Annotated in this window: 22 protein-coding genes and 1 pseudogene; 11 read left to right on the forward strand and 12 right to left on the reverse strand. The window is 70.5% G+C overall.

Going from position 1 to position 23,324, the window contains the following annotated elements; all coding sequences use genetic code 11:
• Positions 1-365, reverse strand: a pseudogene (locus AQJ27_RS60915) (transposase); the annotation flags it as partial.
• A 178-nt stretch (positions 366-543) separates the two neighbouring features.
• Between AQJ27_RS60915 and AQJ27_RS52845 the strand changes: the two are divergent.
• Entirely contained in the window at positions 544-723 is a 180-nt protein-coding gene (locus tag AQJ27_RS52845) for a hypothetical protein (protein WP_079065485.1), read from the forward strand.
• A gap of 181 nt (positions 724-904) precedes the next feature.
• Here the strand turns inward: AQJ27_RS52845 and AQJ27_RS35780 are convergent, their stop codons facing one another.
• Positions 905-2,128, reverse strand: a complete 1,224-nt coding sequence (locus tag AQJ27_RS35780; RefSeq protein ID WP_067378030.1) for an erythromycin esterase family protein — start codon at positions 2,126-2,128, stop codon at positions 905-907.
• 58 nt (positions 2,129-2,186) lie between these two features.
• Here AQJ27_RS35780 and AQJ27_RS35785 point away from each other — a divergent pair, with 58 nt between their 5' ends.
• Positions 2,187-2,963 carry a TioE family transcriptional regulator gene (locus AQJ27_RS35785; protein ID WP_067378033.1) on the forward strand — a complete coding sequence of 259 codons (777 nt, stop codon included), beginning with the start codon at positions 2,187-2,189 and terminating at the stop codon, positions 2,961-2,963.
• A 206-nt stretch (positions 2,964-3,169) separates the two neighbouring features.
• Here the strand turns inward: AQJ27_RS35785 and AQJ27_RS35790 are convergent, their stop codons facing one another.
• Positions 3,170-3,967, reverse strand: coding sequence for an SAM-dependent methyltransferase (locus AQJ27_RS35790; RefSeq protein ID WP_067378035.1), 798 nt, complete (start codon positions 3,965-3,967; stop codon positions 3,170-3,172).
• Between the two features lie 153 nt (positions 3,968-4,120).
• On the opposite strand from AQJ27_RS35790, the gene AQJ27_RS35795 reads away from it, so the two are divergent.
• The 4 genes from AQJ27_RS35795 to AQJ27_RS35810 all read left to right on the forward strand — a co-directional run bounded on the left by AQJ27_RS35795 (position 4,121) and on the right by AQJ27_RS35810 (position 6,756).
• On the forward strand, positions 4,121-4,768 hold the full coding sequence (locus tag AQJ27_RS35795; protein ID WP_235613848.1) for a hypothetical protein: 648 nt from the start codon (positions 4,121-4,123) through the stop codon (positions 4,766-4,768).
• Between the two features lie 85 nt (positions 4,769-4,853).
• Positions 4,854-5,285 (forward strand): hypothetical protein, encoded by a 432-nt coding sequence (locus tag AQJ27_RS35800; RefSeq protein ID WP_235613849.1) that lies wholly within the window; start codon positions 4,854-4,856, stop codon positions 5,283-5,285.
• A 138-nt stretch (positions 5,286-5,423) separates the two neighbouring features.
• Positions 5,424-6,011, forward strand: a complete 588-nt coding sequence (locus tag AQJ27_RS35805) for an RNA polymerase sigma factor (protein ID WP_067378038.1) — start codon at positions 5,424-5,426, stop codon at positions 6,009-6,011.
• The gene (locus tag AQJ27_RS35810) at positions 6,001-6,756 is read left to right on the forward strand and encodes a zf-HC2 domain-containing protein (protein ID WP_067378041.1); all 756 of its coding nucleotides are present in this window, start codon (positions 6,001-6,003) and stop codon (positions 6,754-6,756) included. The genes AQJ27_RS35805 and AQJ27_RS35810 overlap by 11 nt, the downstream gene beginning before the upstream one ends.
• Here the strand turns inward: AQJ27_RS35810 and AQJ27_RS35815 are convergent.
• The 4 genes from AQJ27_RS35815 to AQJ27_RS35825 all read right to left on the reverse strand — a co-directional run bounded on the left by AQJ27_RS35815 (position 6,734) and on the right by AQJ27_RS35825 (position 11,022).
• A complete protein-coding gene (locus tag AQJ27_RS35815; RefSeq protein ID WP_067378044.1) occupies positions 6,734-7,681 on the reverse strand; it encodes a serine/threonine-protein kinase in 948 nt (315 codons plus the stop codon). The two genes, AQJ27_RS35810 and AQJ27_RS35815, sit on opposite strands and share 23 nt — an antisense overlap.
• A complete protein-coding gene (locus tag AQJ27_RS35820) occupies positions 7,678-9,594 on the reverse strand; it encodes an ABC transporter ATP-binding protein (RefSeq protein WP_079065486.1) in 1,917 nt (638 codons plus the stop codon). The genes AQJ27_RS35815 and AQJ27_RS35820 overlap by 4 nt, the downstream gene beginning before the upstream one ends.
• Before the next feature lie 133 nt (positions 9,595-9,727).
• A complete protein-coding gene (locus AQJ27_RS56625; protein WP_159064462.1) occupies positions 9,728-9,901 on the reverse strand; it encodes a hypothetical protein in 174 nt (57 codons plus the stop codon).
• A gap of 89 nt (positions 9,902-9,990) precedes the next feature.
• A complete protein-coding gene (locus AQJ27_RS35825) occupies positions 9,991-11,022 on the reverse strand; it encodes a helix-turn-helix transcriptional regulator (protein WP_067378484.1) in 1,032 nt (343 codons plus the stop codon).
• A 122-nt stretch (positions 11,023-11,144) separates the two neighbouring features.
• Here AQJ27_RS35825 and AQJ27_RS35830 point away from each other — a divergent pair, with 122 nt between their 5' ends.
• Entirely contained in the window at positions 11,145-11,738 is a 594-nt protein-coding gene (locus tag AQJ27_RS35830) for a DinB family protein (RefSeq protein ID WP_067378487.1), read from the forward strand.
• Between the two features lie 160 nt (positions 11,739-11,898).
• A complete protein-coding gene (locus tag AQJ27_RS35835; protein WP_067378489.1) occupies positions 11,899-12,999 on the forward strand; it encodes a winged helix DNA-binding domain-containing protein in 1,101 nt (366 codons plus the stop codon).
• Between the two features lie 13 nt (positions 13,000-13,012).
• On the opposite strand, the gene AQJ27_RS35840 is transcribed toward AQJ27_RS35835, so the two are convergent.
• The gene (locus tag AQJ27_RS35840) at positions 13,013-14,020 is read right to left on the reverse strand and encodes a phosphotransferase (protein WP_067378047.1); all 1,008 of its coding nucleotides are present in this window, start codon (positions 14,018-14,020) and stop codon (positions 13,013-13,015) included.
• A 170-nt stretch (positions 14,021-14,190) separates the two neighbouring features.
• Between AQJ27_RS35840 and AQJ27_RS35845 the strand changes: the two genes are divergently transcribed.
• On the forward strand, positions 14,191-15,360 hold the full coding sequence (locus tag AQJ27_RS35845; RefSeq protein ID WP_067378050.1) for an acyltransferase family protein: 1,170 nt from the start codon (positions 14,191-14,193) through the stop codon (positions 15,358-15,360).
• A 55-nt stretch (positions 15,361-15,415) separates the two neighbouring features.
• Here AQJ27_RS35845 and AQJ27_RS35850 read toward each other — a convergent pair whose 3' ends face one another.
• The 3 genes from AQJ27_RS35850 to AQJ27_RS35860 form a co-directional block, all read right to left on the reverse strand.
• On the reverse strand, positions 15,416-16,369 hold the full coding sequence (locus AQJ27_RS35850) for an aldehyde dehydrogenase family protein (RefSeq protein WP_067378053.1): 954 nt from the start codon (positions 16,367-16,369) through the stop codon (positions 15,416-15,418).
• The gene (locus AQJ27_RS35855) at positions 16,366-17,556 is read right to left on the reverse strand and encodes an MFS transporter (RefSeq protein WP_067378056.1); all 1,191 of its coding nucleotides are present in this window, start codon (positions 17,554-17,556) and stop codon (positions 16,366-16,368) included. The genes AQJ27_RS35850 and AQJ27_RS35855 overlap by 4 nt, the downstream gene beginning before the upstream one ends.
• Before the next feature lie 107 nt (positions 17,557-17,663).
• Entirely contained in the window at positions 17,664-19,589 is a 1,926-nt protein-coding gene (locus tag AQJ27_RS35860) for a glycoside hydrolase family 5 protein (RefSeq protein ID WP_067378059.1), read from the reverse strand.
• A gap of 378 nt (positions 19,590-19,967) precedes the next feature.
• Between AQJ27_RS35860 and AQJ27_RS35865 the strand changes: the two genes are divergently transcribed.
• Together AQJ27_RS35865 and AQJ27_RS35870 are read left to right on the forward strand one after the other, a co-directional pair.
• Positions 19,968-20,705, forward strand: a complete 738-nt coding sequence (locus AQJ27_RS35865) for an SAM-dependent methyltransferase (protein ID WP_067378062.1) — start codon at positions 19,968-19,970, stop codon at positions 20,703-20,705.
• Positions 20,706-20,920: 215 nt separating this feature from the next.
• Entirely contained in the window at positions 20,921-22,348 is a 1,428-nt protein-coding gene (locus AQJ27_RS35870; RefSeq protein WP_067378492.1) for an alkaline phosphatase family protein, read from the forward strand.
• A 41-nt stretch (positions 22,349-22,389) separates the two neighbouring features.
• Here AQJ27_RS35870 and AQJ27_RS35875 read toward each other — a convergent pair whose 3' ends face one another.
• On the reverse strand, positions 22,390-23,319 hold the full coding sequence (locus tag AQJ27_RS35875) for an S-4TM family putative pore-forming effector (RefSeq protein ID WP_067378064.1): 930 nt from the start codon (positions 23,317-23,319) through the stop codon (positions 22,390-22,392).
• Positions 23,320-23,324: the final 5 nt, after the last annotated feature.

Raw genomic sequence — 23,324 nt, forward strand, 5'->3', positions numbered from 1 at the left:
TGGGAGGAGTCGATCACCGCCCTCGACCAGTCCAGCTTGTCCTTCGACCGCAGTCTCTCCAGCAGCAGCACATGCAACTGGCCCCAGACGCTGGCCTCGTTCCAGGCGGCCAGCCGTCGCCAACAGGTCATTCCCGAACCGAAGCCCAACTCCTGCGGCAGGTACTCCCGCTGGATGCCGGTGTGCAGCACGAACAGGATCCCGCACAGTGCCTGCCGGTCCGGCACTCAAGGTCTGCCTTCCACCAGCTTCGGTCCCGGCGCGGGCAGCAACGGCTCGATGAGCGACCACGGTTCATCCGACACGATCCACGGCCTCGACTGACGTTTCCCCACGGCCAGACCAACGAGCAGACAAGCCAACAGTCACATGACCAACAGCTTTTGTTAGAGCCAGTTAACGCCCTCTCAGATCCTCAAGATCCACGTCTCAAGTGTCCAAGATCCGGGGTGAAGGCCCATCTGCTGCACAGCGGTCTCGACGGTATCCGTCCTCTCCCGCATCCGTTGCCAGAAGCGGACGTTGCGTCCCTGGCGCTCCAGCATGGCGTCGACCAGCGTGCCGCGCTCGGGGCCGGGCGACGCGGTCGGGTACCGGCCGGTCATGTGGATCATGACGGGCCTCGTCGGGCCCTGCTGGCTCATCCTCGTCATCAGCCCGATGCGCCGCGAGCGTGACCTTCCGCAGACCTACGAGCCGGAACAGGCACACGCCCGGCGCTGAAGGGGGCTACGACCGCGAATCTCCGGGCACGGCACCCGGGTGATACGAGCCGTTCGAGCCGCCGCAGAGGGACGGTCTGCGGCCCTGGCTCTAGGGCATCGCCACCAACGTCCTGCGCAGCACGCGCCGTGCTACCCGCTGACCGTCACCTGCGGCGCGGTGCCTGCCGAAGCCAGTGGTGTCAGATCTGTGGGACGTCCGTTCCGATCTGTGGGACGTCCTTCACGAACACGATCCCGTCGATGGCCGCCAAGTGGGCCGGGTCCAGCGGGGAGTAGCCGAACCACGGGGATACGCGGGGCGCGGGCGGCGTGTCGCCGAGGGCGGTGGCCAGCCGCGGGGCGTCGATGACGCAGCGGTCCTCCGGGAGCGCGTACAGGAGTCCTTCGACGGTGTCCGGCGGCGGGGTGTCCACTCCCTGGTGCCGGATCGTGCCGAGGGCCGTGGCCACGAAGGCGTACTCCTCGCCGAGCCGGGCACTCACCAGCGCACCGGCGCTCCACCACTCCAGCGGCATTCCACCCATGCGCATCGTGCTCTTGGCCCGCTGGAGATGGCCGTTGTGGGCGTGGATGAGTGTCGGGCCCCGTTCGGCGAGAGCGAGGAGGTTGTGGGCCATCATCTGGTCCCGCAGGCCCACCAGCCGGGTCATGCGGCTCGGTGAGGTGTGGGCCATCCAGTGGTGGTAGCGCAGCAGGCCGGTGGCGGTGCGTCCGTACAGGCGTGCCCGGTCCCAGTCGTCCCGCGGGGTCGCCGTGATCAGCTGTGGCGCCTGCGCGTCGAGCAGCGCCACCAGATCGTCGGCGAGCAGCCGCAGCCGGTCCGCCTCGGCCGACTGTCCCACGGACCGGGCCGGGTCCATCATCGCGGCGGGGTCGGTCCAGCGGTCGTCGGCGCCGAGCAGGCGGTCGAGTGTCTCTCCGGTGCAGGGGAGCAGGTCCGCGTCCACCCGGGTCGAGAGGTAGCCGTGGAGTGCGGTGAGGGCCTGCCGGGGACTCGCGGCGCCGGTGATCTCCAGCGGGCCGTCGAAACCGGCGAAGCGGAGCTGTTCGGACGCGGGCCGGCCGTCGTTGTAGGCCCGCATCCAGCGCACGAGTTCGCGGTTGGCCGTGGAGGTGCCCCAGCCGTGGCTGAATCCGTGCTCCATGACCTCGTCGAGAGTGCCCGTGCCCGAGGTGACGTAGTCGTCCACGACCAGGCCCATCAGGCAGTCGCTCTCGATCGTGATCGTCTGGTAGCCCTCCTCCTCGACGAGTTGCCGGAAGAGCTCGTTGCGCAGGTCGAGCAGCGTGTCCTCGCCGTGGGTGGGCTCGCCCAGGGCGAGCAGCCGAGGCCGGGCCGGGAGCAGCCTCATGACGGCGGCAGCCCCGACGGCACGGGCGGTGTCCTTGATGTCAGTCGCCATGCCTTCAACGGTATCGTTGAACCTTCGGTTGAAACTTTCACGCGATATTGTCGGTCTCATGGAGCGAAACCTTCAAAACGGTGAGCGGCTCAGGCCGGTCGATCTGGCGCGCGGGCACGGTCTGTCCACGCAGGCGGTCAGGAACTACGAGGAGGCCGGCATCCTTCCGGCCGCCGGCCGCACACCCCACGGCTACCGCACCTATACCTCGCTGCACGCGGGGGCCCTGCGCGCGTTCCTCGCCCTGGTGCCCGGCCACGGCCACCGGACGGCGACGTCGATCATGCGGGCGGTGAACCAGGGCGCGGGCGATGAGGCGTTGCGCCTCATCGACGAGAGCCACGCCCAGCTCCTCGACGACCGGCGGACCCTCCAGGCCGTGGAGCGCGCCCTCCGCGGCCTGGAGCCCACTGCGACGTCCGAGCCCGACGCGGTGTCAGGGCCCAACGCCGTGTCAGGGCCTGCCGGCAGGTTCATCGGGCCGCTGGCAGGGGAGCTCGGCATCCGGCCCGCGACGCTGCGCAAGTGGGAGCGCGCCGGGCTGGTACGCCCGCGCCGTGACCCGCGGACCGGGTACCGCGTCTACGACGAGGCCGACATGCGGGACGCCCGGCTGGCACATCAACTCAGGCGAGGCGGCTACCTGTTGGAGCAGATCGCCCCGCTGATCGCTCAGGTGCGGGCGGCCGGAGGGGCGGAGCCGCTGGAGGCCACCCTGCGCGACTGGCACGGTCGGCTGTCCGCCCGCGGGCGCGCGATGCTGACCGGGGCCGCCGAGCTGGAGGCGTACCTCCGCGAGCGCGGAGGAGATGCGATCCACCCCGACCGGGCGTAGTCCGTCCCGCACCGGCGGGGGATCACCTCCGCGATCCGCGTCGGCGCCCAGCACCGATCCTCACTTCAGCCATGCACGCCCGGGCCGGCATCCAACTCGCCCTTCGGCCGCCCCGGTTGGTCGCAAGCCGGTCTGCAGCGGGCGCTCCCGGCGTGATCCTGTTCTCGTGCCGGGGCCTGGCCGCCTCCACGGCCGGAGTGGCCGGTTCAGCCGATCTTGCGAGCCACGCCTCCGTAGAAGCCGATCTCACCGGATCGTGCCGGCGGCGGGGTGTCCGGGCGCCAGAACGGGACCTGCGCCAGGCCGGGCTCGACCAGTTCGAAGCCGTCGAAGAACCGCTCCACCTCGGCGTGGGTCCGCAGGTTCATCGTGGCGGTGGCGTTGTTGTAGACGGCCTGCGCCTCGCTGCGGTCGGCGAAGTCGCCCGTGGCGTGCGAGAGCACGAGGAAGCTGCCGACGGGCAGCGCGTCGCGAAGGGCGGCCACGGCCTGATCGGGCTTCTCCGCCTCGGTGATGAAGTGGAGGATGGCGACGAGGAGCAGGGCGACCGGCTCGTCGAAGTCGATGACTCGGCGGACGTCGGGGTGGTCGATGATGGCCCCCGGGTCGCGCAGGTCGGCGAGCACGATACTGGTCGCGCCGGAGCGGCTGAGCAGCGCGTCGCCGTGTGCCTTCACGATTGGATCGTTGTCGACGTACGCGACGCGCACGTCCGGGGCCACCTCCTGGGCGGTCTCGTGCACGTTCGGGGCGGTGGGCAGCCCGGTGCCGACGTCGAGGATCTGACGGACGCCGCTGCTGACGACGTAACGGACGGCGCGTTGCAGGAAGGCGCGGTTGGCCCGCACACCGATCCGCACCTCGGGTGCCGCGGAGGCGAGTCGGTCGCCGGCCTGTTGGTCGACCTCGTAGTTGGCCGTGCCGCCCAGCAGGTAGTTGTAGATCCGCGCAGGGTGCGGCCTGCTGGTGTCGATCTCCTCGGTGCGGAAGCCGTCCTGACTCACGCTGCGCTCCTCTCGACGACTGCCCCGGCCACCTTGCCCGCGAGCGGCTGACGACAGCTTCGCATATCAACTGTCTTTCCCGTGGCCGCAGTTACTGGCGTGAGCGGTACCGTCACGGAAGAGTTCGTGTCAGTGAAGGGAGCGACATCCTCCATGCTGGTCCGTGCGTCCTCGTTCACGGTCGACCTCGGCGAGAACGGTTACCTGATCGGCTTCACCGACGACTACGAGTACCCGCGGGAGATGCCCTTCGGCTGGCGCTGCGGTCCGGCCACCGACGCCGGTGCCGTCGTCCTCACCACCACCGACACCGGCCCCCTCCAGCTGACCGTCCAGGTCCACAACGGCCCGCCGGCACCCGAAACCGGTGCCGAATGGGAGCCCGCCGAGGAGAGCAGCCTGTGGGTCGACCTTCCCACTCTCTGCCTCGCGACCCTCGAACAGGGCGACATCCTCGACGCATGGCCGGAGGAGAAACCTCCCCTCCACCTCCCGCCCTCGCCGGACGGCACCGACTGGGTACGGATGCGCCTGTACTGTCACACCGACGACCCCGAACCCGGCATCGGGGACCACGGGGAGCGCCACCTGGTCCAGCTGTGGCGCGCACCCCGGACGCCCCCTGTGCACCCCGAAATCACCGAGGCGGACCGCCGGGCCCGCATCGACTACGCGGCGGACATGGCCCTCCCCGGCATGGCAGAGTCATGCCATGCCTCTTTCGATATCAGGCCGTCCCGGCAGCCCTACGATGACGGGTCTGGCCCTGGTCGCCGTCCTGTGTCTCGGCGGCTGCGGTGAGCAGCGCGCCACGGACTCGACGGCCGGAGCTCCTACGGGCACATCTCGGAGCGCCGCTTCCGGCGCATCGGGAGCCTCTCCGTACGTGGAGCCGGGGGCAGGCGACGGCGCTCCCCACTACGACGAGAACAACGGCTCCCGCCGCCCGGGAGCCATGTCACCCGCCAGTGCGACGGACGCGGCGAGGGAAGCCGATCGCATCAGGCCGGTCCTGAAGCGGCTGTGGGGGCAGAAGAAGTGGGACCCCGCGACGGTGCGCGCGGCACTGCTCCACCTCGGTTACGAGGAAGAGCGGACCGGGTCGAACGGGAAGCCGCACGGCGGGACGCTGACTGTTCGGGCCATGAACTCGCGCTTCACGGACGGTCGCGAGGTCACACCCGAGGGAGCGTTGGTCGGCCTTCGCGTCCACGACGACGCCTGCGTCACGGCGTTTGTCCAGAAGTCCAACTACGAAGTGATGACCAACGGCCCGTACCCGGAGACGGGGTGCTTCGAGCCACCGTTCGGCCACTGAGCAGTCCACGGGGTCCGACGTCGTCACCCTGAGGGGAGCGCGACGTGTGGCGTTCCGGCGGCAGCGCGGGAGAATCGGAGGGTGGGGTTCCGTGACAGCCGGGCAATCTCCTGGCGAGGGCGGACCGTATATATGGGTATGTCGAGATTCCGGTTCCCAGTGGGCCGTCTCCCGGACGAAGCTCTGCTGTCCGGGCTGGCCACCGGCGACCCGGAGCTGGCCGTCACCTTCGTACGGAGGTTCCAGCACACGGTCTTCGGTGTCGCCGTCGCCGTCACCGGGGACACACAACTCGCCGAGGACATCGCCCAGCAGACCTTCGAACGTGCCTGGCGGCATGCCCAGATCTACGACTCGCGGCGGGGCTCGGTGAAGACCTGGCTGACGACCATCGCACACAACCTCGCCATCGACGCCGTCCGCGCGCGGCGGCCGGAACCGGTGGCGCCCGAGGACCTCGACGTGATCCTGGGCGTCGTCAGTGACACCCCCGAACAGCACGTCCTGGCCGACGAGGCGTCCTCCCGGCTGCGGGCGGCGGTGGCGGAACTGCCCCGGGAACAGGGCCGCGCGCTGGTGATGGCGAGCATCTACGGCATGACGGCCCAGCAGGTTGCCGACTGGGAGAACATCCCACTGGGCACCGCGAAGACGCGCATCAGGACCGCGATGGGGAAGCTGCGCACCACGCTCGCGTCCCCGAAGCGAGGCGACCATGTCCAATGACATGACCTGCGAGAAGCTGCGGGAGATCGGTGCCGAACTCGCCCTCGGCATACTGCCGGGACGCGAGCGGGCCGCAGCGGTCGCCCACCTCGACCGGTGTGCGGACTGCCGCGAGTACGTCGAGCAGCTGACCCTCGTCGGCGACGGGCTGATCGGACTGCTGCCGGGCTGCGAGCCGCCGGTCGGCTTCGAGACCCGGGTGGCGCAGGCGCTGACCCAGGGGACGCCGGCCCAGGACAGCCGGGCGCGCGCCCGCGTTCCGGGCGCCTGGCGCAGGGGCTTCGGTGGCCGGTTCCGGCTCCGGCTCGTCTCCACGGTGGCCGCACTCGTCCTCGCCGTCGGCTTCGGTGGCTGGGCGGCCGGAACGGCGATCGAGAACGTGGTGGCCGGCGCCTCCCGGTCCACCGGCAACGAGGCCGACCTGCTGCAGGGCGATCTGACCTCGGTCGCGGTCCCCGGACAGTCGGCCGGCGAGGTGTACGCCCACACCGGCTCCCCGGGCTGGATCTACATGACCGTCGACCTCACCGGCACGCCCACCCCGTACAGCGGCACGGTCTCCTGCCTGCTGGAGCGGCGCGGCGGCGGCACGGTCCGGATGGGCACCTTCACCCTGCACCAGGGACGCGGGTCCTGGGGCGGCCCGACCACCGTCGACCCCGCGACCCTGTCCGGCGCTCGCCTGACGTCGCCCGACGGCACCGTGCTCGCCACCACCCACTTCACGTCGGGCGGGGAAACGTAGCGACGTCCCCGTCTCCCGGGCTTCCGGGGGAGGGCATACGAGGGCCGTAGGCCGGGAGGATCGCGCCGAGCGACGCGGCCAGTTCGGTGACCGTCGGCCGGGCCGACGGGTCCCTGCCCAGGCAGCCGTCGATGGCCGCCGCGAGCGCGCGGGGCAGTCGGCGCCGCGAGCCGACCGGCGGTGTGCTCACCTCCGGCAGCGGACATCGGTGGTGATCGCCGTCGTCCGTGACCTCCGCGGTCCCGCGAGGGTCGAAAGGCGCGTCGCCGCTCGCCACCTCGTACAAGGTGATGCCGATGCCCCAGACGTCGGCGGCGGCTGTCAGCGGGCCGCCGCGCGCCTGCTCCGGCGCGCGGTAGCGGAACGTGCCCAACCCGGCCGGGGCGCGCCCCGGCGGCCGAGCCACGCTGAGGTCGAGCACCTTCGCATGGCCGCAGTCCACCACCACGTTGGACGGTTTGAGGTCCAAGTGCAGCAGGCCCCGGCCATGCAGGTAGTGGACCGCGGAGCACAGCTGCACGCCTAGGAGGGCCACGTCGCCGGCCGCCGGTCGCCGTCGCAGGCGGTGGACGAGATGCGACAGCGTCTCCCCGGTCAGCGTCTCCAGGACGACGAGCGGCTCCGGCCACTCCAGGGTCTCGTACGCGCGGACCAGGTGCGGATGGCTGAAGGCGCACAGCCACCGGCCCTCCCGAAGCAGCCGCGCCCGCGGCACAGCCTCGTCGCGGCGGTCAGGACGTACGACCTTGACGACACACCGGCAGGCCCGCTCCTCGCTCCACGTGTCGTACAGGTCCAGCCATCCCGTGCGCGTGAGGTGCCGCAGGATCTCGTAGCCCGGTGCGGGACGGGTGCCCGGAGCCAGGGGCGGGGGAGCCGGTTCCCCCGCCGCGGGCGCCCGTACCCGAGCACGCCTCCCGGTCACGACGGCACCGTCCCCGGCAGCGGGCCGCCCGCCCGGACGGGGCCGGGCACGGCGTGCAACCGGTGGAGACCGGCGTACGCACCGCCGCGCGCGAGCAGGTCGTCGTGGGTACCGGTCTCCAGGATCCGCCCGTGGTCGAGTACGACGATCCGCGTGGCGTCGCGGACGGTGAGGAGGTTGTGCGAAATGACGACGGTGGTCCGCCCGGCCATCAGGCGGCGCAGCGGGTCCATGACGCGCAGGCCCGATCGGGCGTCGAGGCCGGTGGTCGGTTCGTCCAGCAGCAGCACGGGCGCGTCCCTGATCATCGCGCGGGCGATCGCGAGGCGCTGGCGCTGTCCGCCGGACAGCGTCCGGCCGCGCTGGCCGACCATCGTGTCGTAGCCGTCGGGCAGCAGCCGGATGAAGTCGTGGGCGTCGGCATCACGGGCCGCCGCGACGATCTCCGCATCCGTCGCGCCGGGCCGGCCGTAGGCGATGTTCTCCCGCACCGTGCCGTGGAAGACCAGCGTCTCCTGGAGGACCACCGCGAGGTTATCCCGCACGTCGGACAGGGCCAGTTCCGGCAGGTCGGTCCCGTCGAGCCGGACCGCGCCCCGGTCGGGGTCGTAGAACCGCAACAGCAGCTTGGCGGCGGTGGACTTGCCGGCGCCGCTGGCCCCGACCAGCGCCAGGGTCTCGCCGGGGGAGACGTGGAACGACACCTCGGACAGCGCAAGGGCCGGCGTACCGGGGTAGCGGAAGGACACGTTCTGGAACTCGACCTCGCCGCGGGCCCGGCCGATCCGGCGGGCGTCGGCGGACTCGACGACCTGGGGACGCTGGTCCAGCAACTCGATGATCCGTTCCGCGGAGGCCGACGCGGCGTAGAAGGTGCTGCCGAGCCGGGACAGGTCGCGGATCGGGCTGTAGAGCTTGCCGATCAGGGCCAGGAAGACCAGCAGTCCGCCCAGCGTGAGCTGGCCCTGCGCCAGCTTCCAGGTGCCCAGGCCCATGACGGCGAGGCCACCGGACACCTCGATGAGCTCGACCACCGGCCGGTAGACGGCACGGATGCGGGCCGTGGTCATCGAGGCCTGGAACTTGCCGACGTTCTCGCGTTCGAAGCGGCGCTCCTCCCAGCCCTGCCGGTTGTACGCCTGGACCAGGGCCACGTTCCCCAGCGACTCCTCGGCGACGGCGCTCAGCGAGCCACTGCGGCGCCTGCGCTCCCGGGACGCCTCCCTGACCTGCCGGGAGAAGTGCCGGGCGGCGCGCCAGAACAGCGGCACGATGACGAGTGAGAGGAGCGTCAGATCCCAGCGCAGATAGAACAGCAGCCCGAGGAAGACGCCCAGCCGGATCACGTGATAGAGGCCGTCCGCCACGCCGGAGAGCAGGAACGTCTCGACGGCGTCGACGTCACCCGTGACGCGCGTCAGTACGTCCCCGAGCCGCCGCCGCTCGAAGAATCCGAGCGAGAGCTGCTGGACATGGCGGAACACGTCGGCGCGCAGGGTCAGCAGGAAGCGTTCGCCGACCCATGTGGCCGTCATGTCGTCGGCGAACCCCAGAATGCCGGAGGCGACGACCAGTCCCAGGTAGGTCGGTGCGATCCAGAGGAACGGTCGTAGGTCTCGCGGGACGAGCACGTCGTCGACCACGACCTTGAAGAGCCACAGTTCGACCGCGTCGACCAAGGGGCCGGCGAGGCTGAACAGCACGAGCGGCACGAGCCAGCGCCGCCTGCCGCGGGTGTAGGGCCAAAAGCGCCGGAACACCTCACGCGGCGGCACCGGCGGAGCGGCCGTCACGAGAGGCGCGGCCGTCACGAGGGGTGCGGCCGTCACGAGGGGTGCGGCCGTCACGAGGGGCGGGGACTCCTTGCCCACCGACAGCAGCCGCTCCAGAACATGGCTCGGGACACGCTTCATCGCATGCGTCCGTCATCCGTCTGTCGTCCGTCCGTCGTCCGTCATCCGTCCGTCATCCGTGCGTCGACCGTCGCTCGGACGACGAAGCGGACCGGCTCCGGTCGGTCCTCCGGACGCCGGTCCGCTCCGGCTTTCACTCGTCGTGACCGGACCGGTGGTCCTCGAAGTCGGAGTGACGGCCGTGGTGCCTGTTCATCGAGTGGTCGTCGTGATCCGAGTGGTCGTTCCGCCCGTGGTCGTGGCCGCGGTCGTGACCATGGTCGTGGTCACCGTGTCTGGCAGGAAAGAGATCACTGAAGATGGCCATGGCATTCCTCCCGCTGGGGTGTGCCTTGTATCGGATACGGTCCCGGGCGTTGTTTGGATGTCTTTTTGACGTAAATAGTTGGTTTTGTTCTATTGGGCTTCCTGTGTCGGTCCGTCGGTCGCGGCGTTGGCATAGCGGCGGGCCAAGTGCGCGAAGGCGTCCTTGAGTTCGGTCGGCCCGACGACCTCGATGTCGGCGTCGAACCTTCCGAGCGCGGCCGCCAGGCCGGCCCACGACCACGAGCCGAGGACGAGGCGGCAGCGGTCTGGGCCGAGTTCCTCGACGATTCCCTCGCGGGTGTGGCGCAGGACGACGGCGGCGGGGAGGTCGAGGATCACCTCGCCTCGGCAGGGCCAGCCCTCGGAGTCGCTGGACCCGTCCGAGCCGTCGGAGCCCTGGAACCTGCTGGTCACGAAGGCGGCCACGTTCCCGCCGGGCAGTTCACGCGGAGTGAAACGGGGGCCCGTGGGGGTGCGCGGGCTGATGCGGTCGGCACGGAAGGTGCGCCAGTCGTCGCGGTCGAGGTCCCAGGCCACGAGATACCAGCGCCCGCCCCACGTGACGAGGTGGTGGGGCTGCACCCGGCGCGGCGGAGCCTCGACGGGGTGGCCGCCGCCGGTTCCCGCAGGGGACGCGGGGGTGTAGTCGAAGCGCAGCACTTCGCGGGCGTGGACGGCGTCGCCGAGCGTCATGAGCACGCTGCTGTCGACCTGCGGGTGCGGCCGGGCCACGGGCCGTTCGACGGCGGTGACCCGGAGGGTTTCGACGCGGCGGCGCAGCCGCGCGGGCATGACCTGTCGGACGGTGTTCAGCGCGCGCGCCGCGGCCTCCTCGATGCCGGCACCGGTGGTGGTGGCGATCTGGAGAGCGACGGCGAGGGCGACGGCCTGGTCGTCGTCGAAGAGCAACGGGGGCAGTTGTGTGCCTGCGTCGAGTCGGTACCCGCCGTCCGGGCCCTTGGTGGCCACGATGGGGTAGCCGAGTTCGCGCAGGCGGTCGACATCACGTCGCACGGTGCGCGGGCTGACGTCCAACCGGTCGGCCAGCAGCGCCCCCGGCCAGTCCCGGCGCGCCTGGAGCAGCGAGAGCAGCGACAGCAGCCGCGCTGAGGTCTTCTGCATGACGTCCATGGTGCCCCGAGAAGCGGACACAATCTGACCGCTTCCCCTGCGACTGTTCTTCCGTGCCGGACAACAGCGACGAACAGCCAGCCGACAGCAACGAAGAGAAGGACCCGATCACCGTGACCGCCACCACCACGCCCTCCACCCCCTCTAGGCCTCCCGCGCTCGACGACGAGCGGGCCGACCTGCTCGCCCAGCTCGCGACCGCGCGAACCGCCCTGACCAACACGACGCGCGGGCTCAGCGACGAACAGGCCGGCGAGCACCCGACGGTCAGCGCACTGTGCCTGGGCGGGCTGATCAAGCACGTCGCGTCCATCGAGGAGGGATGGATACGCTTCGCGGTCGACGGCCCGTCGGCGATGCGCTACGACCTGCCCGACGGTGTCAGCTGGGCCGACCTCACGGCCGGTACCGCACGCGAGTTCCCGCAGTGGGCGATCGACCACCAGAACGACTTCCGAATGCTGCCCGGCGAGACGCTGGCCGGAATCGTCGAGCGCTACGAGCAGGTCGCCGCCCGGAGCGAGAAGGTCATCTCCTCGCTGCCCGACCTGTCCACGACGCACCCGCTGCCGCAGGCGCCCTGGCACGAGCCCGGAGCGGTACGCAGCGTGCGCCGGGTGCTGATGCACGTCATCGCCGAGACCGCCCAGCACGCCGGGCACGCGGACATCCTGCGCGAGACGCTCGACGGGCAGACGTCGACCTGACCGGTGGCGGACCTCGACCGAGTGGCGGCTGCCCGCCGGCCGCCGCCCGGTCCCGGCCGCGGGACCCGCACGGAATCGATCAAGACCGGCACGGAACCGAAGGGAACGGCGTCACCGTGAAGATGTGCGAACCGAGGCGGACCGGCATCGGCGTGACCCGATGACCGTTCTCGACGCCCGGGCCCTCAACCGCGCGACACTCGCCCGACAACTGCTGCTCGACCACGCCGACCTACCGGTCCTCGACGCCGTCGCGCACCTGTGCGGTCTCCAGGCACAGGAACCGCAGGAACCGTACGTCGGACTCTGGTCCCGGCTGCGGGCGTTCGACCCTGCGGGGCTCTCGGACCTGCTGACCGGGCGGAGCGTGGTGCGGACCCATCTCATGCGCCGCACCGTCCACCTCCTCACCGCCGACGACGCCCTGGCCTGGCGGTCCCGCCACGACGCCATGCTGCGCCAACGGGTGCTCGGCACCTACCGCCGCGAGCTGGACGGGATCGATCTGGACGAACTCGCGGCGGCGGGCCGGGCGGTGATGGCCGACGACGAACCCCGCTCGATGACCGAGCTCGCGCGGGCGCTCGCCGAGCGCTGGCCGGCACCGGGACCGCGGGCCCTGGGGGAGATGCTGATCGCCGCCCTCGTCCCGATGGCACAGCTGCCGCCGCGGGGCCTGTGGCGCACGAAGGCGGGAGTGCGCAACATGCCGCTCTCGTCCTGGCTGGGCCGGGAGATCGACCCACCGACCCAGGACGGCTCCGATCCCGTGGGCCAGGCGCTCGCACGGCGCTATCTGGCCGCGTTCGGCCCCGCCGCCTCGGCCGACCTGCGCGCCTGGTGCGGCCTCGCCGGACTGCCGGCCGCGGTGGCGGCGATACGAGAGGAACTGGTCACCTTCCGCGACGAGCGAGGCCGGGAACTGCTGGACCTCCCCGGCATGCCGCGCCCCGACCCCGACACACCCGCCCCGGTCCGGTTCCTGCCGGCGTTCGACAACGCGCTCCTCGGCTACCACGACCGCGGCCGGATCGTCGACGACGCCCACCGCGGGCTGTCGGTCGCGGGCGCCCGCGTCGTCCTCGTCGACGCCAGGGTCGCCGCGACCTGGAGTGTCGAGGCAGGCACCGTGAACGTCACGCCGCTGCGCCGCTTCTCCTCGGCCGAGCGCACCGCCGTCGCCGAACAGGGAGAGGAACTGGCGTCGTTCCTCTCCGACAGCGAGAGCCGTCGCGTACGGGTTGCGGCGGCTCCCGGCTGAGGGGCACGCCCATTCACCGCATGGCATCGAGCTCGGCGGCCAGCCGGGACACGACCTCCAACTCCGGCATGCCGCGCAGGGAAGCGACGACCTGCCGGCTCGCGAACTCGCGCTGCGCGGCGGTCACGGTCTGGTCGATGGCGCACTCGGCCTGTACGTAGACGAAGTTCAGGGCCGTCGCGAAAAGCATCGAGAACGACTGAGGACCCGTGATGGCGGCGCGGCCTCCGGCACTCCGATAGGCCCGCGCCAGCCGCCGGGCGGAATCGATGTCCACGTGGTTGCCGCCCGACCATACGTACACGGCGCGTGCGAACTCGCGTTCCGCCGAGGTGACCCCGGCGTTGTCCCAGTCGAGGAGGACCGGCCCGTCCCGGCCGACCAGAACGTTCTGGGGCTGCAGGTCGAGATGCGATGTCACCAGATCGCCAGGGTCGGCCGGTGTCACCCAGTGCGCCAACTCCGCCGCGGAAGTGTCGATGAACCGCCCCAGCGCCTCCGCCCACGGCAGGCCGGCCTGACGAACCTGCTTGTGCAGGGCCTTCCACTCGACGTCCTGAGGTGACCGCTCGTACCAGGAATTCGGTGTTTCGCTCGCGTCCCCTCCCGCCGTGTGGAGCAGCGCCATGGTCCGGCCGAACCAGTCCAGGATGCCCGGATCGGACGCGTCCGCCTTGGCGCCGTCGATCCAGTCGTACAGCTTCACGTAGGACCCGCCCGAAGAACCCGAAGGACCTGGAGAACCCGAAGAAGTGGTGGCGTGTGAGACGTACGCACCGTGGCGATTGGTGAAGAGCCGCGGTGACGCGATGCCCAGGTCCTCCGCGGACTGCCGTAACGCGGCCTCCCGGCGGACCTGTTCCTCGTCGCAGCCGAAGAGGAGCTCCTTCACCGCCCATGAGGAGCCGTTCCCGGAGAACCTCCAGATCTGGCCCAACGCGCCACGGGTGACGGGCGCCAACGCCCATGACCCGGCGCCGAGTTGGTAGGTCTCCGCTATGAAGTCGGCTGTGAGGTGCATTCAGGAACCTCTCCGGACGCTGATGACCAGGCTTCGTGGTCGGGCCGGTTGAGTCGACCTCGTCCCAGCCCGAACGAGCTCAATCCAACAACAACTCTTGAGTGAGCCACGAGCACGCGACTGTACAAAGAGCGGGCCGCTGCAGGACGACACTAGAGAAAGGAAATCCCGTGGCCACTGAGCAAGTACTGACCGGCTCCGCGCCGGCCGACGAGAGCGGCCGAGCCGCCGAGCCCAAGCGCCCCCGCGTCTCCCGGCTGCCCTCCCTCACCGGCCTGCGGTTCCCCGCCGCGCTGGCCGTCTTCGCCCACCACGCCTTCCTCCCGATACCCCCGCTGCGGCTGCTGTCCGACGACCGAACCGAGTACCGCCTGGCCGACTGGACCTCGCAGGCCGGCGGCCTCGGCGTGTCGTTCTTCTTCGTACTCAGCGGTTTCGTCCTGACGTGGTCGGCGCGCAGCGGCGACACCACCACGGGGTTCTGGCGGCGCAGGTTCGTCAAGATCTACCCGAACTATGTGGTCGCCTGGGCGCTCGCCATGCTGCTGTTCGCCAGTTCCTACACCTCCACCCGTGTCTCCCTGGCCAACCTGTTCATGGTTCAGGTGTGGGTGCCCAGCTACTTCACCAACTTCAGTGTGGACTCGCCGAGTTGGTCGCTGGCCGTGGAAGCCGTCTTCTACCTGAGTTTCCCCCTGCTGCTGAGCGTCTTCAGGCGTATCGACGCCCGTCACCTCAAGTACTGGATCACCGGAGCGATCGCCGCGGTGTGGGCCACCCCCGCGCTGGCGTACGCCTTGTTCCCGAAGACCCCACGGGTGCCCAGCGGCCAGGACCTCTCGGTCTCGCAGTACTGGTTCAGCTATGTGCTGCCCCCGGTCCGTATGGTCGACTTCGCCCTCGGCATCCTGGTGGCGCTCGCCGTGAAGCACGGGCGCTGGCGCGACATCGGCATGTTCTGGTCGAGCCTGCTGCTGGTCGGCGGGTACGTGCTGACCTTCCACGTGCCCTATCTCTACGGTCAGCGCGCCGCGATGATCCTGCCGATCGCGCTGCTGATCGCGGCCGCGGCCACCGCGGACATCGAGGGCCGCTTCACCTTGTTCCGCAACCGCACGATGGTCTGGCTGGGCGAGATCTCCTTCGCCTTTTACCTCCTGCACTACACAGCGCTGTCCACGCTCCGAAAGGCCCTCGGCACCCACCAGATGTACTCCACGGCGACAGGCGTGGCGATGCTGGTCGGCACGGCCGCCGTCACGGTCCTGCTGTCCTGGGCGCTCTACGCCCTGGTCGAGGCCCCACTCGTACGCCGATTCAGCCGATCACGCGGCGCCTGAGTGAGCCCCGACGCGGCGCCTGAGTGAGCCCCGACATCGGTTCGTCCGGCGGATGTCAGATCGGGTAGTGGGCGTGGCCGGAGGTCTGGGCGGTGATCCAGCGGGTGTCGGTGAAGGCCTCGGCGCCCGCCTGCCCGCCGAAGCGGCCGTAGCCGGAGCTCTTCACGCCGCCGAACGGGGCCTGTGGCTCGTCCGCGATCGACTGGTCGTTGATGTGAACGATGCCGGTACGCAGGCGGCGGGCGACCTCCAGACCGGTCGCCAGGTTCTCGGTGATCACGCCGGCGGTCAGGCCGTACGGTGTGTCGTTGGCCAGCGTCACGGCCTTGTCGACGCTGTCGACCACGTGGATCACGGTCGCCGGGCCGAAGATCTCGTCGTAGTAGATCCGCATCTCCTTGGTGACGCCGGTGAGCACGACCGGACGGATGAGCGTGCCGGGCTCTTCGACCTGCCCGGTGCCCGCGGCCAGCCGCGCTTCCCGGGCCACGGCGTCCGTGACGAGCGCGGCGACCCGTTGGGCCGCGCCGGCGTTGACCACGGGGCCGACCGCCGTGCCCGGGTCGGCCGGATCCCCGCACGGCAGGGCCCGGACCCGGGCGGCGAACCCGGCCGTGAACTGCTCGGCGACCGCGCGGTGCACGATGACCCGGTCCACGCACATGCAGATCGGCCCAGCATTCATGAAGGAGCCGAAGACGGCGGCGTCCACCGCGCAGTCGACGTCCGCGTCCTCCAGGACGAGCAGGGCGTTCTTGCCGCCGAGTTCGAGGACGGCGGGCTTGAGGTGCTGCGCGGTCTGGACGCCGATGGCCCGTCCGACCTCCGTGGAACCGGTGAAGATGACCATCCGTACCCGCTCGTCGGCGATCAGCGCGGACACCACCTCGGCGGCATCGGCACGGTCGTTGGTGACGACGTTGAGCACGCCCGCGGGCAGCCCGGCCTCGTGCAGGACGTCCGAGATCAGCAGACCGCAGGCGATCGGTGCGTCCTCGCTTGGCTTCATGTCCTCGCCGGTACCGGCCGCCGCAGCAGGTACACGGCCGCGGTCGAGACCAGGACGGCCATGCACACGATGAACACCAGCCCCGCGCCCTCCAGGCCGATGTGAACCGCCAGGAGCCCCACACCGATCACCGGCACCGAGATACCCGCGTAGGCCACCACGAACAGCATCGAGATCACCGCCGCGCGCCGGTCCGCGGGAGACGCCTCGGCCACCGCGGACAGCGCCGCGCGAAACGCCAGCCCTTGCCCGCCTCCGCCGACGAGCGCGCTCAACACCACCAGCACCAGCAGGTCCCACCGCAGCGCACCCGCGAGCAGCGCCAGTCCGGCGAGGAGTGCCGCGCAGCCCAGGGGCAGCGATCGCCCCATCCCGACCCGGCCGACGGCGAGCTGCCCGGCGGTTGAGGCGAAGAAGGCCAGCGCGACCACCAGCCCGCTGACGGCGTGGTTGTCCACGTTCAGCGACTGCGCGAGGAACGCCGGGCTGACCGACGTGAACACCCCGAACAGCGCGAACCCCACGAACGAGGCGATCGCCGCGGGCCCGAACACCGCCCGTACCTGCGCGGGCAGGCCGGGCCGCTGCGGTCGTACGGTGCTCAGCGGCCGCCGCTCCCGCACGGTCTCCGGAAGCCGCAGCAGGACGACGGCCGACCAGGCCACCAGGGCAAGATGCACGGCGAACGGGAGGTACAGCGGCCAGGCGGCGTACTGCGCGAGCACTCCGGAGAGCAGCGGGCCGCAGCCGAGGCCGCCCATGTTGGCGGCCGTCGCCACGAACGTGGCCCGGGAGGTGCCGCCGTACGGTGCCAACTCCATCACGTACGCCGTGGCAGCCCCCGTGAACAGACCGGCGGACAGCCCCGACAGCAGCCGCCCCGCGTACAGCCAGCCCAGCCCCGTGGCGCACAGGAAACAGATGGCGCTCGCCGCGGAGAATCCCAGGCCCCAGAGCAGTACCGGACGTCTGCCCACGGCGTCCGAGGCGTTCCCCGTCAGCAGCAGCACGCCGATGACCCCGAAGGCGTACACGGCGTACACGACGGTGACTGTCAGCTCGGAGAAACCGAACTTCTCCTGATAGAGGCCGTAGAGGGGAGTCGGCAGCGTGGTGCCGGCCATGCACACGACGAACACCGCCCCGCTGAGCAAACACTGGCGCCACCCTCGGCGATCACCGTCCATGCCGCCGACGGTAACCCCGCACACGGCCCCGGCCCGGTCGGGCCGTGGCCGCGGCGCGTCTGATACACCCACCTGCGGCGATTCGGAGGTGAGGGTCGGTCAGAGGCTCAGGGCTTCAGCGGAGTGCACAGCAGGGCGGCGGGGCCCGCGGTGCTGCCCACGCGGGTGGTGAAGGCGATACCGGCGGCGTACTCGTCGGCGGAGCACTGGCCCTTGTACACGCCGGAGGCGAAGTCGCCGCCCGCCAGGTCGGCGGGCCGGGTGTCGGAGCGGTCGAACCAGACGGTCCGTCCGGTGGCCCCCAGCGGGGTGCGGCCGGGCGCGCACAGGGCCGCCGACACGCGGTCACCGCGGCGGCTGTAGCCGATGAGGAACTGTCCGGCGGGGCACTGGAGTTTGGTGTAGCCACTGGCCCAGTCGCCGCCCGCGGGGACGTGACGTTCGTCGGTGACGACCGTCTGGGCGTTGCCTGCGGCCCGCAGGTCGCCGGCGGTAATGTCGGTGCACAGGCCGCGCCCGGAGGTGTGGCTGAGGCCGATCAGCCGCAGGCCGTCGGGGCAGGCGGCCTTGTAGGCCCCCGCATCCCAGTCGCCGCCGGCCCGTACGCGCAGGGACTGCACTTGGTCGCCGTGGTCGGTGGTGAGCATGCGCCAGACAGGGACCGGCGTGATGGTTCCGGTACGGGTGGGAGCGGTCATGAGGTGACTCCAGGCGGTGCCGCGCCAGTCGCCCTGGTCGAGGATGCCGTACCGTCGTCCCGCGGTGTCGTAGCGCAGCAGGGCCCAGTCGTCGTGGCCCTCCCAGCCGACCAGGGGCCAGTAGGCGAAGTCGGCGTCATGGTCGGCGAAGTAGTCGGTGATGTTGCCGAACCAGGTGCGGGCCGCGCTACCCGTCTCGTTGGCGCCGATGCCGAACTCGCTGATCCACACGGGCGCGGTGTAGTGCTGTCCCTCCGTGGTGACGTAGAAGGCCTGGTCGGCGAGGACCTGGTACAGCTGGTCGCGGGTCAGGTCCTGGTAGCGGGCGTCGTGGGTCTCGCCGATTCCGGTGGCGCCGCTGTGCCGGGGGCCGGTGTAGCCGTAGAAGTGGGCGGAGTAGACCAGCTTGTGGGCGTCCACGAGGGTGTGCGAGAGCGTGCGCACGGGTGTGAGGGTGGGGCGGTCGTGCGGCAGTCCGTCGACGGGGACGCCGGTCCAGTTGATGCCCTCGATGACGATGAGGAGGTTGGGGTTGCCCTCGGTGAGGATGCGGTCCGCGGCTTGTTGGGCGGCGGAGTACCAGTCGTGCCCGTCGCCCGAGCCCCAGTTGGGGTCGTCCAGTACGTCGCGGCGTACTTCGTTGTAGAGGTCGGCGCCCACGACACGGGAGTCGGTGGCGTATCGGCGGGCCATGAAGACCCAGTCGTCCGTCCACTGCTGGGTGGACTGGCTGCTGTTCCACCGTTCGTTGCCGTCGATGCCGCAGCACCAACGGGAGGTGTTCGTGTGGTTGTTGAGGATGACCGCGAACCCGTCCTGGGTGAGGGCGGCCACGACGGCGTCGTAGATCTGCAGGGGCGTCCTGCCGCGCAGCTGCGGATTGGCGGCGACGGCCACGTCCGGGACGGGCGCTGTCGCGTGGATCATCTCGTTGGAGAACGGCAGCCGGATGCTGTTGATGCCCAGTGCGTGGAAGTCGGCGAGCAGTGCGGGAAGCGGGGCACGGTCGAGGCCGAGGGGGATGCCGTAGGAGTCCTGGCCGGCGTGGTGGTTGGCGGGGTCGGTGATGCTGCCGCTTCCGGTCCATGAGCCCTGAGCGCCGTCCCAGTTGGCCGACTTCAGCCGGAACCGGTCTCCCCGGGCGTCGACGATGTACCGGCCCTGGGTCGACAGCGGTGGCTGCCAGGTGTCGGCCGCCGCGGCGGTGGCCTGGGGGAGGGCCTTGGTGGCGACGGGCTCCGGGACGGTGGCCACCGCCGTCGGTGCCGTGGTCAGCAGCGCGAGAACCGCCGTCGCTGATGTCAGGTACTTGACAAGTCTATATATGGTCGGCATCCGGTCCTCTGTGGGGGTGTGGGGTGAAGCGGACGAGTCGGTGTCGCGAGGGACGAGCGCCGGTGAGCGGCGCCCTTCCGGAGTGACATCAAGGCCGGACCTGGTCACCGGTCTTGGTGGCGGCCGCCAGCCTACAATCGGCGGCGGCCGTCGGCCTATGGGCGGGCGGCAGCCGGGTCGACCTCGGTCGCCGCGGCCGTCCTTTTCTGAGTCGACGCCCTTCCCATCGGTTCGATCCGTCTATCCATCTGACCCGTCCATCTGTCTATCCGGCTGACCCGGCTGATCCATGTGATGCGTCTGATCCGACCGATCCGTTCGGTGCGGCCCGGAGAAAAAGCAGGTGCGTGCGGTCTGTGTCCGTGCCAGGCTCCGCCGGTGAAACGTGAACAGATCTCCAGGCTGGCCCATGCGGATCACCCGATTGCGGCCCCGCTCGACGACGACTCGGTGCGCCGACTGCTGGAACGCGGCATTCCGCGAGGTGGCGCGCGTGTACTCGACCTCGGCTGCGGTGGCGGGGAGTGGCTGCTGCGCGCCCTGGCCACGGATCCGCAACTGCGGGCCGAGGGCGTCGACATCTCCGAGAGCGCGCTGGCGCACGCTCAGAAGGCCGCGCGCACCCTCGGCCTGCAAGAGCGCCTCGTCCTCCATCAGGAGAATGCCGCGGACTTCGCTGCCCCGCACATGTTCGACCTGGTGATCAGCGTCGGCGCCACGCATGCCTTTGGCGGCCTGCTCGCCACCCTCGAGGCGGCACGCAAGCACCTGGCTCCCGGCGGCCGCGTCCTGGTTGGTGACGGATTCTGGTCACAGGATCCCTCCTCCGAGGCCGTGGAGATGCTCGGCGACCTCGCCGACCTGCCGACCACCGTGGACCGCGTCATCTCCGACGGATGGACACCCGTCGACGGGCACATCAGCACGCGCCGGGAGCTCGACGACTACGAATGGGCTTGGACGGGGTCACTGGCCTCATGGGCCTTGGACCACCCCGACGATCCGGACAGTTCGCAGGCGCTGGCGGCGGCCACCACCCACCGCACCGAATGGCTGAGTGTCTACCGGGACGCCTTCGGCTTCGTCTGCCTGATCCTGCGCCCGACGTCCGACTGAGGCCGCCCGCGCCGGTCCGGCGAACCCCTGCCTCCCTGCGACAGCGTCCCTGCCGGTCATCGCTCGGCCAACCCTTCGCCGCACAATGTCGTCATGATCACCGTGCGCCTCCGCCCCAGCGCCGGTGCCTCCGAGCAGAGTGATCCAGCAGGTCGGTCCGCGTGCGGACCGACCTGCTCGCCGGAGAGCTGACGCAACCTCAAGAAGGGGTGTTCATGACAGGGTTGACCCGCCGCAGACTCCTGGGTTCGGCCGCCGGTGTACTGGGCGGCGCCGCGGCACTCTCCCTGCTTCCGCCGAGCGTCCAGAAGGCCGTCGCGGCCGGGCCGCGGGAACACGGCTCGCTCCGCGACATCGAGCACGTCGTCATGCTGATGCAGGAGAACCGGTCCTTCGACCACTACTTCGGCACCCTGTCCGGTGTCCGCGGCTTCGCCGACCCGCACGCGCTGCAGCTCGACACCGGGCGGTCGGTGTTCTACCAGCCCGACGCCGTGAACCCGAAGGGCTATCTGCTCCCCTTCCACCTCGACACCCACGTCTCCAGCGCCCAGGCGATCCCCTCCACCAGCCATGCCTGGTCGGTGCAGCACGACGCGTGGAACGGCGGGAGGATGGACCGCTGGCTGCCGGCCCACCGCAAGGCGGACGGCGTCAACGGGCCGTATGTGATGGGCTATTACACCCGCGAGGACATCCCCTTCCAGTTCGCCCTCGCCGAGACGTTCACCATCTGCGACCACTACTTCTGCTCGGTGTTCGGGCCGACCTGGCCCAACCGGCTGTACTGGATGACCGGCACGATCGACCCCGGCGGCACACGGGGCGGCCCGATCACCGGGAACACGGCCCCGACGCCGTACCGGTGGACGACGTACGCGGAACGGCTCCAGGCGGCCGGGATCAGCTGGAAGGTGTACCAGCAGAACGACGACTACGACTGCAACATGCTGGAGCAGTTCGCGAGCTTCCGCGCGGCCGTGCCGGGGTCCGACCTGTACGAGCGCGGGGTACGCCCGCAGCCGGAGGGCACGTTCGAGGACGACGCGCGCAACGACCGCCTGCCGGCCGTCTCCTGGATCATGCCGACGAGCTTTCAGTCCGAACACCCGGACTACCTGCCCGCCGCGGGCGCCGATTTCGTCGCGTCGAAGATCGAGGCGATCGCCTCCAACCCGAAGGTCTGGAGCAAGACCGCGTTCATCCTGAACTACGACGAGAACGACGGCCTGTTCGACCATGTGCCGCCACCTACGCCTCCGCCCGGAACCGCCGACGAGTTCGTCCAGGGACTGCCCGTGGGAGGCGGCTTCCGAGTCCCCGCGATCATCGTCTCGCCCTGGACGGTGGGGGGTTGGGTGGCCTCGGAGGCCTTCGACCACACCTCGGCCCTGCGGTTCCTGGAACAGTTCACCGGCGTCCAGGAACCGAACATCAGCGCCTGGCGCCGCGCGGCCTTCGGCGACTTCACCTCGGCCTTCCGCTTCGCGCAGCCACAGCCGCTGCCGCCGCTCCTGCCCGCCGACACGGCGCAGCAACTGGAGAAGGCGAAGGCGCAAGTGGCGACACTGCCCGCACCCGTCCTTCCGGGCGCCGACCAGTCGTTCCCGCACCAGGAGACGGGAGACCGGCCACACGTCTGACGGCCGCGCAGTGTGCGGGCTCCGGGACAGCGGCTCCGGGGTCAGCCCTGTCCTGAGGCGGTGGTCGGCGTGGCGACCAGGCGGCCGAGTTCATCCATGGCGGCTGCGAAGTCCGCGCGGTCGGTGTCCAGGAAGCGGTTGAAGAACCAGTTCGGCACCCGCGCCTGTGTCAGCCGGGTCTGCAACAGCACGTCCTGCACCTGCCGCGCCAGCGACAGCATCCCGGCGGCCTGCGCCTCGAGAGCTCCGGCCCGCGCGTACTGCTCGGTCCGCGTCAGCAGTGCCTTTCGCGCGTGCTCCCGCGCGGCAACGGTGTCCTGCTGCGCCTGGTAGGTGTCGACGCCCAGCAGCAGGAGTCCCAGGGAGGGGACGTACCAGTGCATCAAAACGTCGGTCAGCGGCATCCGGTTCAGCACGCCGACCAGCACTCCCGCCGCGCACCACAGGACGAGCCCCGTCCGTACGAAGCCGGCGTAACGGCGGCGGATGCGTGAGCCCCAGCCGAGGTTCTGCAACTGGCAGGCGACGACGTCGAAGGGGCGGGGCAGGTCCTGGATCTCGTAGTAGTCGCGCAGTCTCGTGGGTGATCCACGGTAGTGACGCGCCAACCGGCTGATCTCGTCGGCGGACGGCCCACGGCTGACGAGCACGTGGTTCCAGGGAAGCCCGAACAACCTGGTGTCGAAGGTCTCCTGGAGCAGGGCCGCCCTGCGGAACTCGTTCTTCGTCCAGGTGCTCGCCCCCACGGCGTAGACGACCGCCCACACCAGACCGACGAGGCTGAGCGGAGTCAGCGCCACGGGCACGAAGACGCCGACCACCGCGCCGACGGCCAACACCGTGGACACCACGACATGGCCGGAGGCGAGCCGCTGGGCACGTGCGTGCGAGGCGGATGCGGCACGCAGGAGCCGCAGCATCTCCGGATCGTTCTGGTGCTCCACGATCGGCGGCAGCGTCCGTGGACTCATGCTGT

The sequence above is a fragment of the Streptomyces olivochromogenes genome (assembly GCF_001514115.1).
GTDB classification, from domain to species: Bacteria; Actinomycetota; Actinomycetes; order Streptomycetales; family Streptomycetaceae; genus Streptomyces; species Streptomyces olivochromogenes.

What these genes read in the sequence shown, in the direction of transcription:
- AQJ27_RS35860 (WP_067378059.1), bottom strand. Translation starts at nt 19,589, where the DNA reads ATGCCGACCATATATAGACTTGTCAAGTACCTGACATCAGCGACGGCG.
- AQJ27_RS35850 (WP_067378053.1), bottom strand. Translation starts at nt 16,369, where the DNA reads ATGAAGCCAAGCGAGGACGCACCGATCGCCTGCGGTCTGCTGATCTCG.
- AQJ27_RS35840 (WP_067378047.1), bottom strand. Translation starts at nt 14,020, where the DNA reads ATGCACCTCACAGCCGACTTCATAGCGGAGACCTACCAACTCGGCGCC.
- AQJ27_RS35805 (WP_067378038.1), top strand. Translation starts at nt 5,424, where the DNA reads ATGTCGAGATTCCGGTTCCCAGTGGGCCGTCTCCCGGACGAAGCTCTG.
- AQJ27_RS35785 (WP_067378033.1), top strand. Translation starts at nt 2,187, where the DNA reads ATGGAGCGAAACCTTCAAAACGGTGAGCGGCTCAGGCCGGTCGATCTG.
- AQJ27_RS35820 (WP_079065486.1), bottom strand. Translation starts at nt 9,594, where the DNA reads ATGAAGCGTGTCCCGAGCCATGTTCTGGAGCGGCTGCTGTCGGTGGGC.
- AQJ27_RS35795 (WP_235613848.1), top strand. Translation starts at nt 4,121, where the DNA reads ATGCTGGTCCGTGCGTCCTCGTTCACGGTCGACCTCGGCGAGAACGGT.
- AQJ27_RS52845 (WP_079065485.1), top strand. Translation starts at nt 544, where the DNA reads ATGGCGTCGACCAGCGTGCCGCGCTCGGGGCCGGGCGACGCGGTCGGG.
- AQJ27_RS35780 (WP_067378030.1), bottom strand. Translation starts at nt 2,128, where the DNA reads ATGGCGACTGACATCAAGGACACCGCCCGTGCCGTCGGGGCTGCCGCC.
- AQJ27_RS56625 (WP_159064462.1), bottom strand. Translation starts at nt 9,901, where the DNA reads ATGGCCATCTTCAGTGATCTCTTTCCTGCCAGACACGGTGACCACGAC.
- AQJ27_RS35855 (WP_067378056.1), bottom strand. Translation starts at nt 17,556, where the DNA reads ATGGACGGTGATCGCCGAGGGTGGCGCCAGTGTTTGCTCAGCGGGGCG.
- AQJ27_RS35810 (WP_067378041.1), top strand. Translation starts at nt 6,001, where the DNA reads ATGTCCAATGACATGACCTGCGAGAAGCTGCGGGAGATCGGTGCCGAA.
- AQJ27_RS35825 (WP_067378484.1), bottom strand. Translation starts at nt 11,022, where the DNA reads ATGCAGAAGACCTCAGCGCGGCTGCTGTCGCTGCTCTCGCTGCTCCAG.
- AQJ27_RS35835 (WP_067378489.1), top strand. Translation starts at nt 11,899, where the DNA reads ATGACCGTTCTCGACGCCCGGGCCCTCAACCGCGCGACACTCGCCCGA.
- AQJ27_RS35875 (WP_067378064.1), bottom strand. Translation starts at nt 23,319, where the DNA reads ATGAGTCCACGGACGCTGCCGCCGATCGTGGAGCACCAGAACGATCCG.
- AQJ27_RS35870 (WP_067378492.1), top strand. Translation starts at nt 20,921, where the DNA reads ATGACAGGGTTGACCCGCCGCAGACTCCTGGGTTCGGCCGCCGGTGTA.